Annotated in this window: 15 protein-coding genes and 1 riboswitch; all 15 genes read left to right on the top strand. The window is 54.4% G+C overall.

What is annotated here, in order from left to right; genetic code table 11:
- Positions 1 to 12 precede the first annotated feature (12 nt).
- The 15 genes from def (at position 13) to H8J70_RS04710 (ending at position 14,519) form a co-directional block, all read left to right on the top strand.
- Complete coding sequence (gene def / locus H8J70_RS04780) at positions 13 to 474, top strand: peptide deformylase (RefSeq protein ID WP_186502723.1); 462 nt, start codon at positions 13 to 15, stop codon at positions 472 to 474.
- Entirely contained in the window at positions 475 to 1,407 is a 933-nt protein-coding gene (gene fmt, locus H8J70_RS04775) for a methionyl-tRNA formyltransferase (protein ID WP_186502722.1), read from the top strand.
- A 6-nt stretch (positions 1,408 to 1,413) separates the two neighbouring features.
- Positions 1,414 to 2,190, top strand: coding sequence for a DUF116 domain-containing protein (locus tag H8J70_RS04770; protein ID WP_186502721.1), 777 nt, complete (start codon positions 1,414 to 1,416; stop codon positions 2,188 to 2,190).
- On the top strand, positions 2,177 to 3,508 hold the full coding sequence (gene rsmB / locus H8J70_RS04765; protein WP_186502720.1) for a 16S rRNA (cytosine(967)-C(5))-methyltransferase RsmB: 1,332 nt from the start codon (positions 2,177 to 2,179) through the stop codon (positions 3,506 to 3,508). Before H8J70_RS04770 ends, rsmB begins: the two co-directional genes overlap by 14 nt.
- Positions 3,505 to 4,545, top strand: a complete 1,041-nt coding sequence (rlmN, locus tag H8J70_RS04760) for a dual-specificity RNA methyltransferase RlmN (RefSeq protein ID WP_186502719.1) — start codon at positions 3,505 to 3,507, stop codon at positions 4,543 to 4,545. Before rsmB ends, rlmN begins: the two co-directional genes overlap by 4 nt.
- Positions 4,546 to 4,615: 70 nt before the next feature.
- Positions 4,616 to 5,326 carry a Stp1/IreP family PP2C-type Ser/Thr phosphatase gene (locus H8J70_RS04755; protein ID WP_186502718.1) on the top strand — a complete coding sequence of 237 codons (711 nt, stop codon included), beginning with the start codon at positions 4,616 to 4,618 and terminating at the stop codon, positions 5,324 to 5,326.
- Positions 5,327 to 5,360: 34 nt separating this feature from the next.
- Positions 5,361 to 7,271: a Stk1 family PASTA domain-containing Ser/Thr kinase gene (gene pknB, locus H8J70_RS04750; RefSeq protein WP_186502717.1), complete on the top strand. Its 1,911-nt coding sequence runs from the start codon at positions 5,361 to 5,363 to the stop codon at positions 7,269 to 7,271.
- A 27-nt stretch (positions 7,272 to 7,298) separates the two neighbouring features.
- Positions 7,299 to 8,165, top strand: a complete 867-nt coding sequence (gene rsgA, locus H8J70_RS04745) for a ribosome small subunit-dependent GTPase A (protein WP_186502716.1) — start codon at positions 7,299 to 7,301, stop codon at positions 8,163 to 8,165.
- Positions 8,159 to 8,803, top strand: a complete 645-nt coding sequence (rpe, locus tag H8J70_RS04740; RefSeq protein WP_186502715.1) for a ribulose-phosphate 3-epimerase — start codon at positions 8,159 to 8,161, stop codon at positions 8,801 to 8,803. The genes rsgA and rpe overlap by 7 nt, the downstream gene beginning before the upstream one ends.
- A 72-nt stretch (positions 8,804 to 8,875) precedes the next feature.
- A riboswitch (FMN riboswitch) is annotated at positions 8,876 to 9,009 on the top strand.
- Positions 9,010 to 9,107: 98 nt separating this feature from the next.
- Positions 9,108 to 10,244 carry a bifunctional diaminohydroxyphosphoribosylaminopyrimidine deaminase/5-amino-6-(5-phosphoribosylamino)uracil reductase RibD gene (gene ribD, locus H8J70_RS04735; RefSeq protein ID WP_186502714.1) on the top strand — a complete coding sequence of 379 codons (1,137 nt, stop codon included), beginning with the start codon at positions 9,108 to 9,110 and terminating at the stop codon, positions 10,242 to 10,244.
- The gene (locus H8J70_RS04730; protein WP_186502713.1) at positions 10,225 to 10,866 is read left to right on the top strand and encodes a riboflavin synthase; all 642 of its coding nucleotides are present in this window, start codon (positions 10,225 to 10,227) and stop codon (positions 10,864 to 10,866) included. Before ribD ends, H8J70_RS04730 begins: the two co-directional genes overlap by 20 nt.
- A gap of 29 nt (positions 10,867 to 10,895) precedes the next feature.
- On the top strand, positions 10,896 to 11,360 hold the full coding sequence (ribH, locus tag H8J70_RS04725) for a 6,7-dimethyl-8-ribityllumazine synthase (protein ID WP_186502712.1): 465 nt from the start codon (positions 10,896 to 10,898) through the stop codon (positions 11,358 to 11,360).
- 69 nt (positions 11,361 to 11,429) lie between these two features.
- The gene (locus H8J70_RS04720) at positions 11,430 to 12,656 is read left to right on the top strand and encodes a Zn-dependent hydrolase (RefSeq protein ID WP_186502711.1); all 1,227 of its coding nucleotides are present in this window, start codon (positions 11,430 to 11,432) and stop codon (positions 12,654 to 12,656) included.
- 116 nt (positions 12,657 to 12,772) lie between these two features.
- Entirely contained in the window at positions 12,773 to 13,900 is a 1,128-nt protein-coding gene (locus H8J70_RS04715; protein ID WP_186502710.1) for a 5-methyltetrahydropteroyltriglutamate--homocysteine S-methyltransferase, read from the top strand.
- A 148-nt stretch (positions 13,901 to 14,048) separates the two neighbouring features.
- On the top strand, positions 14,049 to 14,519 hold the full coding sequence (locus tag H8J70_RS04710; protein WP_186502709.1) for a MarR family winged helix-turn-helix transcriptional regulator: 471 nt from the start codon (positions 14,049 to 14,051) through the stop codon (positions 14,517 to 14,519).
- The last annotated feature ends 11 nt before the right edge of the window (positions 14,520 to 14,530 follow it).

Below are 14,530 nucleotides of genomic sequence, written 5' to 3'. Positions count from 1 at the left end.
AGGTGAATGAAAATGGCAATATTGAAAATCGTCAAGGCTGGCGCGCCTATTTTGAAGGAAACGGCAGCTCCTGTAAAAACGATCACAAAAAATATAAAACGGCTCCTCGATGACATGGCGCAGACCATGTACGAAGCGGAAGGCGTCGGTCTGGCAGCACCGCAGATCGGTAAATCCCAACAGATTATCGTCCTCGACGACGGCAACGGCCTGATCGAGCTGATCAATCCGGAACTCCTGGAAACATCGGAAGAGATGCAATTCGGTCCTGAAGGCTGCCTGAGTGTTCCCGGCTATTACGGTGATGTCAACCGTTACCAGCGCATTAAAGTTCGGGCTCTCAATCGTCACGGCAAAATCGTCATTTACGAACCGGAAGGATTCCTGGCCCGTATTTTCCAGCACGAAATGGATCATCTCGTAGGCACGCTCTTTATCGAAAAAGCGACAAACCTGCGGAAAGTAGAGGAGTAAATGGATAATTTACGTATCGTCTTTATGGGTACGCCTGATTTTTCCGTACCCAGCCTGAAAATGCTGCACGCCGTCGGCTATCACGTCGTCGGTGTATATACGCAGCCAGATAAGCAGCGGGGCCGGGGCAAGAAAGTATCGGCGTCGCCTGTAAAAGAACTGGCTGAACGGCTGGAAATTCCTGTCTACCAGCCCCAGACCTTCCGCGATCCGGCAGCCGTTGCCGAGCTGCGGGCCTTAAAGCCTGACGTTATCATCGTCATCGCCTATGGCAAGATACTGCCGCAGGAAGTCCTCGATATTCCGGCCTATGGCTGCCTGAACGTACACGGCTCGCTCTTGCCGAAATACCGCGGTGCCGCACCAATCCAGTTTGCCATTAAGGACGGCGTGCCTGTGAGCGGCGTGACGATCATGCTCCTCGATGCCGGCATGGATACGGGCAAGATGCTGAAGAAGACAGAAGTCGTTCTCGATGCCAAGGAAACGACAGGCTCTCTCTTTGATAAGCTCTCCGTTATCGGCGCAGAAACGCTCATTCCCGTCTTAAACGACCTGGAAACCTATGAAGCTAACGCCGAAGCCCAGAATGAAGCAGAAGCGACGTACACCGAAAAGATTACGAAGGAAATGACGGAAATCGACGTGAAGCAGGATGCTGTCGTCATCGAACGGCTCATCCGTACACTCGATCCCCAGCCGGGTGCCTTTGTCATGCACGACGGCAAGCGCCTCAAAATCTGGTCGGCCGACGTCGTGTCCGGTACGGACGCAGCTCCCGGTACGATCATCGCTGTGACGAAGAAGACCTTTACGGTCCAGACCGGTAAGGACGCCTTGTGCATCCGGGAAGTACAGCCGGAAAGCCGCAAACGCATGGCGACGGCACAATTCCTGCAAGGCTGCCATATGACGCCGGGCGACAGCCTCTAAGCGCCTATGAACGCCCGCAGCAGTACGTCTATCTTTTTGGCCGGTGCTGCCTTGGCAGCCCTCTTGCTGGCCCTTTTGGCAGGCCTGTGCCATTTGTTGCTCCAGCCTGGCCTGGCTTTGTATGCCCCCGTTCTGGTACGGCCGGCCGACTGGTTTTTTGCCTTGCTCATCGCTACAGACGTCGGGGCCTATGTCCTGCTGTGCCTCTTTTTTCTGGCCCCTGTGCCAGCTCGGGCAGGGCAGAGAATACAGCCTTTTTTGCGGACCTATGCGCGCCTCCTCTTTTTCCTCCTGCGCCACGTCGTGCCGGGGAAAAAACGGCAAAAGCGCCTGGCCCACGCCTATATTGACTACCTCAATCAGCTCGTTCTGCGGCGCCATTTGCGCGTTCGTCCGGAAAAGATCCTGATTTTGACACCTCACTGCCTGCAGTGGGATCAGTGTCCCCACAAGATTACGCGGGATATACACAATTGCCGTCAGTGCGGCCGTTGTCCCGTCGGTGCTATCCTGGCCCTGAGCCAGGCAGCTGGCGCCCACTTCGCCGTCGCTACAGGCGGTACCCTGGCCCGGCAAATCGTGCGCGATCTCAGACCCAAGGCGATCGTCGCCATTGCCTGTGAACGCGACCTTATCAGCGGCATGGAGGATGTTATGCCCTTGCCCGTGCTGGGCCTTTTAAACCGCCGTCCCAACGGCCCTTGCTTTAATACGGACGTGGACCTGCACGCGTTGCGCGTCCTTTTAGAAACTTTGACTGGAGAACGATATGAACGTACGTGAACTCGCATTTCATAGCTTGCTGGCTATTTGCAAGGATGAAGGCTACAGCAATATCGTGGTGTCCCACACCATACAAAAACACCCTATGGAAGACCGGGACCGCCGTTTTTATACGGAACTGGTATACGGCACCTTGCGCTCTCTCAATTATCTGGACTGGATCATCAATAATTTGAGCACGCGTAAGCTGAACAAGCTCGATCCCGTATGCTTGGCCATTGTCCGTCTGGGTCTGTATCAGATTTTTGGCATGTCCAAGGTACCCGATTCGGCAGCCTGTAACGAAGCGGTTAAGCTGGCACGGCGCTTTGGCAACGGCGGTATGGCCGGTTTTGTCAACGCCCTCTTGCGCAACAGCATCCGCCAGCGCAATTCCCTGGTTATTCCTTCTGCCGAAGCAGACCTGCCTCTGCACCTGTCCCTGACGTACCATCAGCCCAAGTGGCTCATCAAAAAATGGCTCACCGACTACGGGACAGAAGGAGCAGAAGCCATTTGTCAGTATTTTGAAACCATTCCTGTCCTCTGCTTGCGGGCCAATACGACGCGTATCAGCCGGGATGAGCTGTTACAACGCTTCCGCGACCGCGGTCTCGCTGCCCGGCCGGCAACGTATGCGCCAGAAGGTATTTACCTCGATGACAACCCGGGCATTCATACCCTGAAGGAACTGCAGCAGGGCTTGGCCATCATTCAGGATGAACCGTCCCAGCTCGTCGCCCACGCCGTCGACCCTCAGCCGCACGAAATGATCTTCGACGTCTGTGCTGCACCGGGCGGTAAGACGACGCATCTGGCAGAACTGGGCGGCCCGTCGTGCATCGTGTACGGCGGTGATATTTACGACCACAAATTAAAGCTCATTAAGGATAATGCTCAGCGCTTGGGCCTGCCCCAGGTACGGCCGCTTCTGCAAAATGCCTGCACTATTGGCCAGTCCTACGCCGGCCGGGCCGACCGCGTCCTCGTCGATGCACCCTGCTCGGGCCTGGGCGTCCTGCGCCGCAAGCTCGACTTGCGCTGGCGCAAGAAAGCAGCAGACCTGCGCACCTTGCCGGCCCTGCAGATGCAGATTCTCGAAAGCGCGTCGGCCTGCGTCCGTCCCGGCGGCATCCTGGTATACAGTACGTGTACGATGAACGACGATGAAAACGAAAAAGTCGTCAGCCATTTCCTGGAAAAACATCCGGAATTTCACGCCGAAAACATCGGCAGCCTCTGCGGCCTGGCTAAGCCGGGTCCGTACATCCAGCTTCTGCCGCAGGAAGACCAGCTGGATGGCTTCTTTATCGCCCGCCTTAGGAGGGACAACGAATGATCGACATGTTGAGCATGACCCAGAAGGAACTACGCACGTGGCTTACGGAAAAGGGCATGAAACCCTTCCGGGCCAGCCAGATTTTTCACTACATTTATCAGGAAAACATTTGGGACTGGCAGGACATGCGTCTCTTGCCACAGAAAGACAGGGATATCCTGGCAGCTGAAGCCTCCCTGTATATTCCGGAAGTCGTATCGCGCCTGGACGCACCTGATGGCGAAACAGTCAAATTGCTCTTGCGCCTGTCTGACAATAACACCGTTGAAACGGTGCTCATGCGCCACGATTACGGCAATTCCATCTGTCTTTCTACGCAAGTCGGCTGTGCCGTCAACTGCGCCTTCTGTGCCTCTGCCAAAAATGGCTTTATCCGCAACCTGAGTGTCGGCGAAATGGTAGCGCAGCTTCTGGCTTTTCGTAAATACGTCGATCCGGAACTGCACTCTATCGTTCTCATGGGTACTGGCGAACCGCTGCTCAACTACGACAACGTCATCGCCTTCATGCAGCTCATCCATAGGGAAGACACGTTCTTCCTGGGCTACCGCAATATGTCCCTGTCTACGTCGGGTATCGTCCCGCGTATGTATGACCTGGCTGCAGCGGGCATGCCCATTACACTGGCCGTTTCTCTCCATGCGCCAAACGATACGATCCGCCGGCAGATCATGCCGATTGCCGAACGCTATGCCTTGCCGGATATTCTCAAAGCAGCACAGCACTACTTTGACGTAACAGGCCGGCGCGTTACCTTTGAATATATTCTCATCAAGAATATCAATTGCAGCCGTGCCTGCGCCGAAGAATTGAGCCGTCTCATGGCGGGCAAAAACATTCTGATCAACGTCATCCCCATTAACGATACGCTGACACCAGGCCTGGTACGGCCGGGAAAGAAGGAAATACAGACCTTCGTAGATACCCTCCAGGCTCACAAGATCCCTGTAACGCTGCGCCGGGAAATGGGCAGCAAAATTCAGGCGGCCTGTGGCCAGCTGCGCATCAAACACCTGAATTCCGATACATCTGATTGACAGGTACCATCAGATATGTTATGAATTAGGTGAGTATCAGAGTAGAGCACCGTCGAGAGGACGTGAGGTTTTGGGAACATACGGTGAATCGAGAATAGGACTGGTACGCAAGGTCAACGAAGACTCCTTCTATATCAGCCCTAACAGGGATGTCCTGGCCGTCGCTGACGGCATGGGCGGCTACGTCGGTGGCGAAATTGCCAGCAAGACAGCCGTCAAGGCCATTGCCTATTATTTTGAGAATTATACGTATGCGGCACCTGTACAATTGGAAAAGGCCATACAATACGCCAATTCCTGTATACTCAGCAAGACGATGATCGACCCGTCCCTCCAGGGGATGGGTACGACTGTATCCCTGGTCACACTGGCCCGGGGCATGGCCTTTTGGGGTCACGTCGGGGACAGCCGCATTTACCTATACCGTGACCACGAATTAAAACAAATTTCTACGGACCATACGATTGTTCAGGTCCTGTTGGAGAAGGGAAAAATTACAGAAGAAGAAGCACTGGAACATCCGAAACGCCATGTTTTGACACGGGCCGTCGGTGTAGACCGCGACGTCGTCGTCGACAGCGGCATGTTCCAGGTACAGCCCAAGGATCGAATCCTTCTTTGTTCGGACGGTCTTACGTCCTTTGTAAGCAAAGAAGACCTGCACCGCGTGCTGGATGATTACACCCTCAGCGAACGGGAAATCATCAATGATTTATTTACCCAAGTATATGAAAACGGGGCTAAAGATAACGTGACAGCCGTGCTGAAAACTATTGAATAATGGATAACTGCTATGAAAGTGGTGGAAATCAACGATGATTGGTCATATCTTAGATAACAGATATAAGATATTGGAAAAAGTGGGCAGCGGCGGCATGGCTAGCGTATACAAAGCGCAGGATATCCTCTTGGACCGCATAGTAGCGGTCAAGATCCTGCACAGCAAATACGCCAGCGATCATGACTTCGTCGTGCGCTTCCGTCAGGAAGCACAGGCGGCTGCCAAGCTCTCACATCCCAATATTGTCAATATATATGACGTCGGTTACGACGAAAACGCGCACTATATCGTCATGGAATACGTGCGCGGTGAAACATTGAAAGAGTACATTGAAAAACACGGCCATTTGCCGATCAATACGTCCATCCAGATTACCTTCGATATTGGTGAAGCATTGGAGCATGCCCATGCCAACGGCATCGTACACTGCGACATCAAACCGCACAATATCCTGGTCACTGAAACGGGACGTATTAAGGTGGCCGATTTTGGTATTGCCCGGGCCATTAACTCCAAGGCCTCCAATATGGGGGATAACTCGGTCCTCGGCTCGGTCCATTACTTTTCACCGGAACAAGCCAGCGGCAGCAAAATTGACGAACGGACGGATATTTATTCCCTCGGCGTCGTCATGTACGAAATGATGACCGGCGTTCTGCCCTTTGAAGGTGACACGGCCATTAGTGTAGCCTTGCAGCACGTGCAGGATGACATTCCCCTGCCGAGCAAGTACAACCGGCGCATTCCCCAGCTCGTCGAACGGGTTATTTTGAAAGCCATGGAAAAGAATCCGGACGACCGCTTCCAATCGGTAGGCGAAATGATGGCTGAACTGCGCCTGGCCCAAGGTTTCGTCAACACCAATAAGGGCGCCATGCCCATTATCAAGAATAATTTTAATACCCAGAAGATACAGCCCCTGAAAGAACGGGAGGTAGAGAAGAAAAAAGGCATCTTTACGCGTTTTGTCGATTCTGTGAGCAACCACTCGAAGAAATCGATCATCATCGTCATGGCCGCCGTTTTCGTGGCTACCTTTGCGTGGGCCTTTTTCTCCTTTGGCAACTTCTGGAGCAACGAAGAAATCACTGTGCCTGACGTAACGGGCAAGCAGGTGGAAATAGCCAAGCACATCTTGAAGGACAAGAACCTCGACGTGTCTGTACGAGAGACGGAAAGCTCAGAGGTCCCCATAGGGGAAGTCATAAGCCAGACGCCGTCCGGCGGTTCTGTCGTCAAAGCCCAGCGCACGATCTACCTGACCGTCAGCAAGGGCAACAAGGGTGAAGAAGTCCTCGTACCGGACCTCAAAGGTCTCAGCCGTGACGAGGCAGAAAAGATCCTGAAGGAAATCGGCCTGGTCATCGGCAAGGTCACCTATGAGGAAAGCAGTACCTACGAAAACGGCCAAATCATCAGGCAGACGCCGAAATCACCGGATAAGGTAACGAAGGGGACGAAAGTCGACCTCGTCATTTGCCGTAAGAGTGAAGAAACAAAGACGACGAAGCCTCTGCCGGATACATCGGGTATGACTCTCGATGCAGCCGTCAAGGTCCTGCAGGATGCAGGTTACCAGGTTGGCAACATTAACAACCTCGACAGCAGCAAGGATAAGAGCCAGGCTAAGGTCACCAGCCAGAGCCAGTCCGGCGATACGGTCGACTTGAACGTCGAATACCCGGCCAGTGCTGCAGCCGATGCCAACGCCAATAATCAGGAACCGGCCGGAACGACCCATTCCGGTACAGTCAATATCAGCGTACCGTCCGGCGCGTCGAGCCAGCACGTCCAGATCGTCGTTACTGACGATAACGGCTCGCGTGTCGTCTACGACCGTAACCAGTCCGGCGGCGACAGTATCAGCAAGTCTGTCAGCGGCGTCGGCAAGACACGGGTCAAAGTATACATCAACAATTCCCTGGTCCAGGACCAGTACATTTAACGCCCTAGAGAGGCGCACAGGAGGAACATGACAAAAGGCAGGGTAATCAAGAACTACAACGGATTTTATTACGTAGATACAGGCGCGGCAGACTTGACGGAATGCCGCCGCCGGGGCAAACTGAAGACGAAGATTCTCGTCGGCGACGAGCTGGAAATTACGGAGCTGGGTGACAACAAGGGCGTTATTGAAGGCCTCTTGCCACGGCGCAATGCTTTGCGACGGCCGGCCATAGCCAATATCGACCAGATGTTTATCATCATGGCCGCCCAGTCACCGGATCCGAACTATTTCCTCCTCGACCAGATGCTCATGACCTGCGAATACGCCGGTATCCATCCTAAAGTCTGCTTCAACAAGTGCGACCTCAACCGTGACCGTGCCGAAGAGTACCGCGATTTCTATGCCAAATGCGGCTACGATGTGTATCTCGTTTCGGCTGCCACGGGCGACGGCATTGACGTCATCAAGGACCTCCTGCCTGGGCAGATGACCGCCTTCGGCGGCCCGTCCGGTGTCGGCAAATCGAGCCTCTTGGCCCGGATTCTCGGCCGTCCCCTGACGGTCGGCCGGGTGAGTGAAAAGATCGGCCGCGGCCGTCATACGACGCGCCATTCGGAAATCATGCTCCTCGATGAAGGTACGTACGTCGTCGATACGCCGGGCTTCAGTGCCCTCGAATTCGAACAGCTCGAGCCGCGTGAGCTCCTGCGCCTTTTCCCGGATATGCTGGCCTACAGCGGCGGCTGCCGCTTTTCCTCGTGCCTGCATCGCAGTGAACCGGACTGCAGTGTCAAAGCAGCCCTGGCAGAGGGGAAAATCCAGCAGGAACGGTACGACTCGTACTGCAAAGTACTCGACTCCATTTTAGAAAGGAAACGAAACTCATGGTAACTATTTGTCCCTCCCTCTTATCGGCTGATTTTTCCCGCCTGGCCGATGAAGTACAGGATATAGAAAAAGGCGGCGCCGACTGCCTGCACCTCGATCTCATGGACGGCCACTTCGTGCCCAACCTGACCTTTGGCGTGCCTCTCGTCGCCAGCCTGCGATCCCATACGAAGCTGCCCTTTGACGCCCACCTCATGGTGGAACATCCGGAAACGTACATTGAAGACCTGGCCAAAGCCGGCGTCACGTACATCACGGTCCATCAGGAAGCGTGCGTTCACTTGGACCGCGTCATCCAGCAGATTCATGAAGCCGGTATGAAGGCCGGTGTAGCCCTTAATCCGGCTACGCCTGTGAGCACCTTGTCGTGCGTAGCCAGCCAGCTGGACATGATCCTCGTCATGAGCGTCAACCCTGGCTTTGGCGGCCAGAAATTCATTCCCTATGCCCTCGATAAGATCCGTGCTGCCCGGACACTCCTCGACCAGGCCGGCAATTGCCAGGCCGTTGTCGAAGTCGATGGCGGTGTCAACGCCAAGACGGTAGGTGCCGTCAAAGAAGCAGGTGCTGATTTCCTCGTCGCCGGCAGTGCCGTTTTCGGTGCGCCAGACCGGGCTGCCGCTATTGCCGCATTGCGCTGACCTTCTGATGACTTGTCATCATTCCGTCCTTGTGATACAATTAACAATGTAAAAAATGAATACATACATAAAGATAGTCTTTGGGGCAAGGTGAGAAGGTGTAGGCTTTCAATTCCTGACCGGCGGTAAAGTCCGCTAACCCTCGCGGGGGTTGAACCGATGCGATTTCGGTACCGACAGTAAAGTCTGGATGGGAAAAGACAAGTACCTTTGTTTACTGTGCTCAAAAAGGCTATTGGCATGTACTGTTGCCCATAGCCTTTTTCTTATTCAATAAGAAAAAAAACGGAAAGGAAGGAAGAACGTGAAACCCATTGATTATATGCGGGAAGCCCTTTCACTGGCCCGGCTGGCCTTAGGCTACACCGCGCCCAATCCGGCCGTCGGCTGTGTCATCGTCAAGGACGGTGAAATCGTCGGCCGTGGTTATCACCGTAAGGCCGGTACGCCCCATGCCGAAGTATGGGCCTTGCGCGAAGCAGGGGACAAGGCTGAAGGCGCTACGGTCTATGTAACGCTCGAACCGTGTGCCCATTATGGCCGTACACCACCGTGTGCGCGGACACTTGTCGAACGCAAGGTCGGCAAGGTCGTCATGGCCATGCTTGACCCGAACCCGCTCGTAGCCGGCAAGGGGGCAGCCATTCTGCGCCAGGCCGGTATTCCCGTGGAAGTAGGGCTCCTCTCGAAGGAAGCGGCCCGCCTGAACGAAGTATTTATCAAAAATATGATGGTCGAAAAGCCCTTCATTACGGCCAAACTGGCCCAAAGCCTGGACGGCCGTATTGCCTCGCGGACGGGCAAGTCCCAGTGGATTACGAACGACTGGGCCCGCAGCAAGGGCCATTATCTGCGCTCCATTTACGACGGCATCCTCGTCGGCATCAACACGATCATCACGGATAACCCGCTCCTTACGTGCCGTATCGAACGGGAAGCCTACGACGCGCCGCACCAGCCTGTACGCATTGTCCTCGATACGTACGGCCGCATTCCCGAAACGGCATTGGTCCTGACGGATAAGACGTCACCTACCATCATCGTCACGACGACTCTTTGTGATACAGACAAGATGCGCCGTCTCAAGGATATGGGAGCCCGCGTCATCCTGGCGCCCTTGGGCAGTGACGGCCACATCGATTTGCCGCAAATGCTCGAGCTCCTTTGGCAGGAAAACATTCGCAGCATTCTCGTCGAGGGCGGTAGTACCGTTCAGGGCAGCTTCTTCGACCACAAGCTCGTCGATAAGATCTATGCTTTCCTGGGCAATAAGGTTATCGGCGGCACCGGTGCCTTGCCCTCTGTAGGCGGCGTCGGCGTAGATGAGCTGGGCGAATGCATGCCACTGGCGTATGACTCGGTCGAGCTCCACGATGGCAACATCCTGATTACAGCTTATAATACACAAAGGGAGGGTGCATATGTTCACTGGCATCATTGAGGAACTGGGCACCATCGGCGCTATGGATCGCCGGCCCGATTCCATCCGCCTGACGATTCAGGCAGAAAAAGTACTGGAAGGCACGCAGATCGGCGACAGTATTGCCGTTAACGGCGTCTGCCTTACTGTTACATCCCTGACAGACAAGGCCTTTACGGCTGATGTCATGCACGAAACGATGAACCGCTCATCCTTGAGCGAAGTCTCGACAGGCTCCCAGGTCAACCTGGAACGGGCCGTAGCCGTAGGCTCCCGCCTGGGCGGCCACATCGTCAGCGGCCATATTGACGGCACAGGCCATATTACGCGCATTGCCAACGACGGCATTGCCCGCCTCATTACCGTCGGTATTCCCAGCGCTATGGCGCCGTTCATCGTCGAAAAAGGCTCCATTGCTATTGACGGCATCAGCCTGACCGTCGCTTCTGTCGGCCCGTCGCAGTTCACGGTGTCCATCATTCCGCACACTATGTCGAATACGACACTGCTGACTAAACACCCCGGTTCCATTGTCAATCTGGAAACAGATGTGATAGGAAAATATATACACAATTTTACAGTAGGCTATAGTCATCAGGGGAGCACCCTGACGCTGGAAAAACTGCTGGAAAACGGATTTTAAATCCCTAATACGATAAGGAGAGTGTCATTATGGTACAAATTAAAGAAGGCAATTTAATAGGTTCTGGTATAAAGGTCGGCATCGTTGTCGCCCGTTTCAACGAATTCATCTGCAGCCGTCTCTTAGGCGGTGCATACGACGCCTTGAAACGTCATGGCGTAGCCGAAGAAGACATTACGACGGCATGGGTTCCGGGCTCCTTCGAAATCCCCTTGATCGCCCAGAAAATGGCTGAATCAAAAAAATACGACGCTGTAATCTGCCTCGGTGCAGTCATCCGCGGTGCTACGAGCCACTACGATCTCGTTTGCAACGAAGCTGCTAAGGGCGTAGCCCAGGTCAGCTTAAAATCCGGTATTCCTGTTCTCTTCGGTATCATTACGACGGAAAACATCGAACAGGCCATCGAACGGGCAGGCACAAAAGCCGGCAACAAAGGCTTTGACGTGGCTACGAGCGCTATCGAAATGGTCAACCTTATTCGCGAACTCTAAGAATTTCATAAAACGCGGCCATTGTGCCGCGTTTTTTTTAAATTATTACGAACACGGGAGAATATACCTATGCTACAGATCAACGGACAACGGCTCTTGAGCCATATACAAAAGCTGGGAACCATCGGCCACGATGGCCCGGCGAGCCGCACGCGTCTGGCTCTTTCTGATGCCGATAAGGAAGGACGCGACCTGGTCCTGGCGTGGATGCGCGAGCTCCAGCTTCGCATCGTCATCGACCAAGTAGGCAACATAACCGGCCTTTGGGAAACGGAGGAGAATAAGGACCAGGCACCGGTTCTTACGGGCTCCCACATTGACACGGTCATCCACGCCGGCCCTTACGACGGCTGCCTGGGCGTCCTGGCTGGTCTCGAAGTGATTCAGACCTTACAGGAACAGGGCTCCCGGCCACGCCGTCCCCTGGGCGTCACAGTCTTCATGAATGAAGAAGGCGTCCGCTTCCAGCCGGACCTGGCCGGGTCTCTCGCCTTTGCCGGTGGCATTACGCCGGCCCAGGTCTATGCCTGCATCGATAAAGATGGCCTGCGATTAGGTGACGAACTGGCCCGCATTGGCTATTTGGGAACGGCAGAGGCGACGGCCATCAGGCCCTATGCCTTTTTGGAGCTCCACATCGAACAGGGCCCGGTCCTCGACGCTGCCGGCATCCAAATCGGTATTGTCGAAGGCATTCAAGGCCTCCACTGGCAGCGTGTCACCATAGAAGGTAAGGCTAATCATGCCGGTACGACGCCGATCAGCCTGCGTCATGATGCAGGCCTGGCAGCTGCTAAGGTCAACGTTTACGCCCGCACGCTGGCCGAAACCTACGGCGGCGTCGCTACCATCGGTACGCTGGCACTTAAACCGAATGCCGTCAACGTCATTCCCAGAGAGGCTGTCTTTACGATCGACCTGCGTCATCCTGACGCAGACAAGCTCGCTGCTGTCGAACAGGCTCTCGATGAGTTCTATACAGGCCTGCACCAAACGGACCACGTGCAGATCAGCGTGGAGCACATGACCGCTTTTGATCCGGTCCATTTCGACGACCGCCTGATCCAGCTCGTCGAAGATGCAGCGCAAAAACGGGGCTATTCGTCGCGGCGCCTCGTCTCCGGTGCCGGCCAGGACGCGCAAATGATGGCCCGCATTTGCCCGACGGCCATGATTTTTGTCCCCAGCATTGGCGGTATCAGCCATAGCCCGGATGAATACACGCCAGACGAAGACGTGTGCCGTGGCGCCAACGTCCTTTTGGAATCCCTGTCTGTCCTGGCCACGCGGGCATGATACGTCTCTATTCTCTAGGTGAATAGCAGGGCTGTATTGACAAGAATAATGAAAACAAGTATGATAAAATAGTAATTATTAATAAATATAGCTCGTAGCAAAGGGGGATATATCAGATGACAACAGAAACCAAAAAAGGCCCGTTCCGTTATGACGTGGTCGGCAGCTTTTTACGGACAGACCGCATCAAAGAAGCACGCCAGGCAGCAACGGCAGGCACACTGGACCCAGCCGGTCTGCGTCAGATTGAAGACGAAGAAATTACGAAGCTGATCGATAAAGAAATAGAAATTGGCCTCAAAGCCGTGACGGACGGGGAATTCCGCCGCAGCTACTGGCACCTCGATTTTTTGGAACAGCTCGAAGGGGTAGAGCACATCAAAGCCGAACACTGGTCTGTCGCCTTTAAAGGCCATCAGCCTAAGGCAGCAACGCTGCAAATTACAGATAAAGTAGATTTTGGTGACCACCCGTTCCTCAAGGACTTTGCCTTTGTCAAAGCCGCAGCCGGAGACCGGGCCGTAGCCAAATTTACTATCCCATCGCCGTCTATGCTGCATCTCATTTGCTGTGTCCGCGCTGAGGAATACCAGCCCATTCCGCGCTATGAAGACGAAGCCGTCCTCTTTGAAGACATTGCCAAAGCCTATCGCAAGGCCGTCCATGCCTTCTATGATTCAGGCTGCCGCTATCTCCAGCTCGACGACACGTCGTGGGGGGAATTTTGTGACGAAGAAAAACGCCAGGCCTATGCAGCCCGTGGCTTCGACCTGGACCGCATTGCCCGGGAATACGTCAAAGTCATTAACTACGCCATCGCTGATAAACCGGCTGATATGACCGTGACTATGCACATTTGCCGCGGCAACTTCCGCTCTACGTGGTTCTCGTCCGGTGGCTATGAACCGGTAGCAGAAATCCTCTTTGGTGGCTGCCACGTCGACGGCTTCTTCCTTGAATACGACTCGGACCGCGCCGGTGGCTTTGCACCGCTGCGCTTCATCCAGAACCAGAAGGTCGTCCTCGGCCTGGTCACGAGCAAGTTCCCGCAGCTTGAAAAGGAAAGCGACCTCATCGCCCGTATTGAAGAAGCCTCGCAGTATGTACCAAAGGACCAGCTTTGCCTGAGCCCGCAGTGCGGTTTTGCTTCGACAGAAGAAGGCAACGAAATGACGGCAGAACAGCAGTGGGACAAACTGCGTCTCATTAAGAGAACAGCCGAAAAGGTTTGGCCTGACGCCTAATAGGCAGATTCATCCAATTGCATACAAAAGACGCTAGCGCGCCTGACGCACGCTGGCGTCTTTTTATTTTCTTCTTGCTAAAAATCCGAAATCGTACTATACTAGGGATGTATTAATGTACGATTTCGGATTTTTAAGGAGTGATACGATGGAAGATATACGCGCCATTATGCGCAAGCTGAGCATGGCTCTTAACAATATCGATGAAATCTACTACACAGACGTAGCCAAAATGGGGCTGGGCAAGTCCCTCTTGTGGCTTCTCTATGCCCTCGACAACGGCGAAGCCCATTCGCAGCGGGAAATCTGCGCGCAGTGGGGCTTTCCCAAATCGACCCTCAATTCGACGATCAAGCAGGCCGAAGCCAAGGGCTATTTGACGCTGACGCCTATTCCGGGCAAGCGGCGGGAAATGAGCATCCACCTTACGGCAGCCGGCGAGGCCTACGCCCATGCTGTGCTGGCTCCCATTTATGAAGCAGAGAACAAGGCCCTGGCCGAAACGGTAGCCGTCTATTCACCGGAATTTATCGAAGCCCTGGTATACTTCAATGGCCGCCTGAAGGCCGCCTTTGCAGAGCAGATTGCCGCCTCTCAGAAGGTTCTCGATAAGTCCTAAGAAAGGAACCA

The sequence above is a fragment of the Megasphaera hominis genome, assembly GCF_014269395.1.
Taxonomy (GTDB): domain Bacteria; phylum Bacillota; class Negativicutes; order Veillonellales; family Megasphaeraceae; genus Megasphaera; species Megasphaera hominis.
Note: the sequence above shows the minus strand (reverse complement) of the source record. Positions and strands in the feature narration are given on the sequence as shown.

Bases quoted from the DNA above. Each gene is read 5' to 3' on its own strand.
- rlmN (WP_186502719.1), top strand. From the start codon at position 3,505: ATGATCGACATGTTGAGCATGACCCAGAAGGAACTACGCACGTGGCTT.
- rsgA (WP_186502716.1), top strand. From the start codon at position 7,299: ATGACAAAAGGCAGGGTAATCAAGAACTACAACGGATTTTATTACGTA.
- H8J70_RS04710 (WP_186502709.1), top strand. From the start codon at position 14,049: ATGGAAGATATACGCGCCATTATGCGCAAGCTGAGCATGGCTCTTAAC.
- def (WP_186502723.1), top strand. From the start codon at position 13: ATGGCAATATTGAAAATCGTCAAGGCTGGCGCGCCTATTTTGAAGGAA.
- fmt (WP_186502722.1), top strand. From the start codon at position 475: ATGGATAATTTACGTATCGTCTTTATGGGTACGCCTGATTTTTCCGTA.
- rpe (WP_186502715.1), top strand. From the start codon at position 8,159: ATGGTAACTATTTGTCCCTCCCTCTTATCGGCTGATTTTTCCCGCCTG.
- H8J70_RS04715 (WP_186502710.1), top strand. From the start codon at position 12,773: ATGACAACAGAAACCAAAAAAGGCCCGTTCCGTTATGACGTGGTCGGC.
- H8J70_RS04730 (WP_186502713.1), top strand. From the start codon at position 10,225: ATGTTCACTGGCATCATTGAGGAACTGGGCACCATCGGCGCTATGGAT.
- ribH (WP_186502712.1), top strand. From the start codon at position 10,896: ATGGTACAAATTAAAGAAGGCAATTTAATAGGTTCTGGTATAAAGGTC.
- rsmB (WP_186502720.1), top strand. From the start codon at position 2,177: ATGAACGTACGTGAACTCGCATTTCATAGCTTGCTGGCTATTTGCAAG.
- H8J70_RS04720 (WP_186502711.1), top strand. From the start codon at position 11,430: ATGCTACAGATCAACGGACAACGGCTCTTGAGCCATATACAAAAGCTG.
- pknB (WP_186502717.1), top strand. From the start codon at position 5,361: ATGATTGGTCATATCTTAGATAACAGATATAAGATATTGGAAAAAGTG.
- H8J70_RS04770 (WP_186502721.1), top strand. From the start codon at position 1,414: ATGAACGCCCGCAGCAGTACGTCTATCTTTTTGGCCGGTGCTGCCTTG.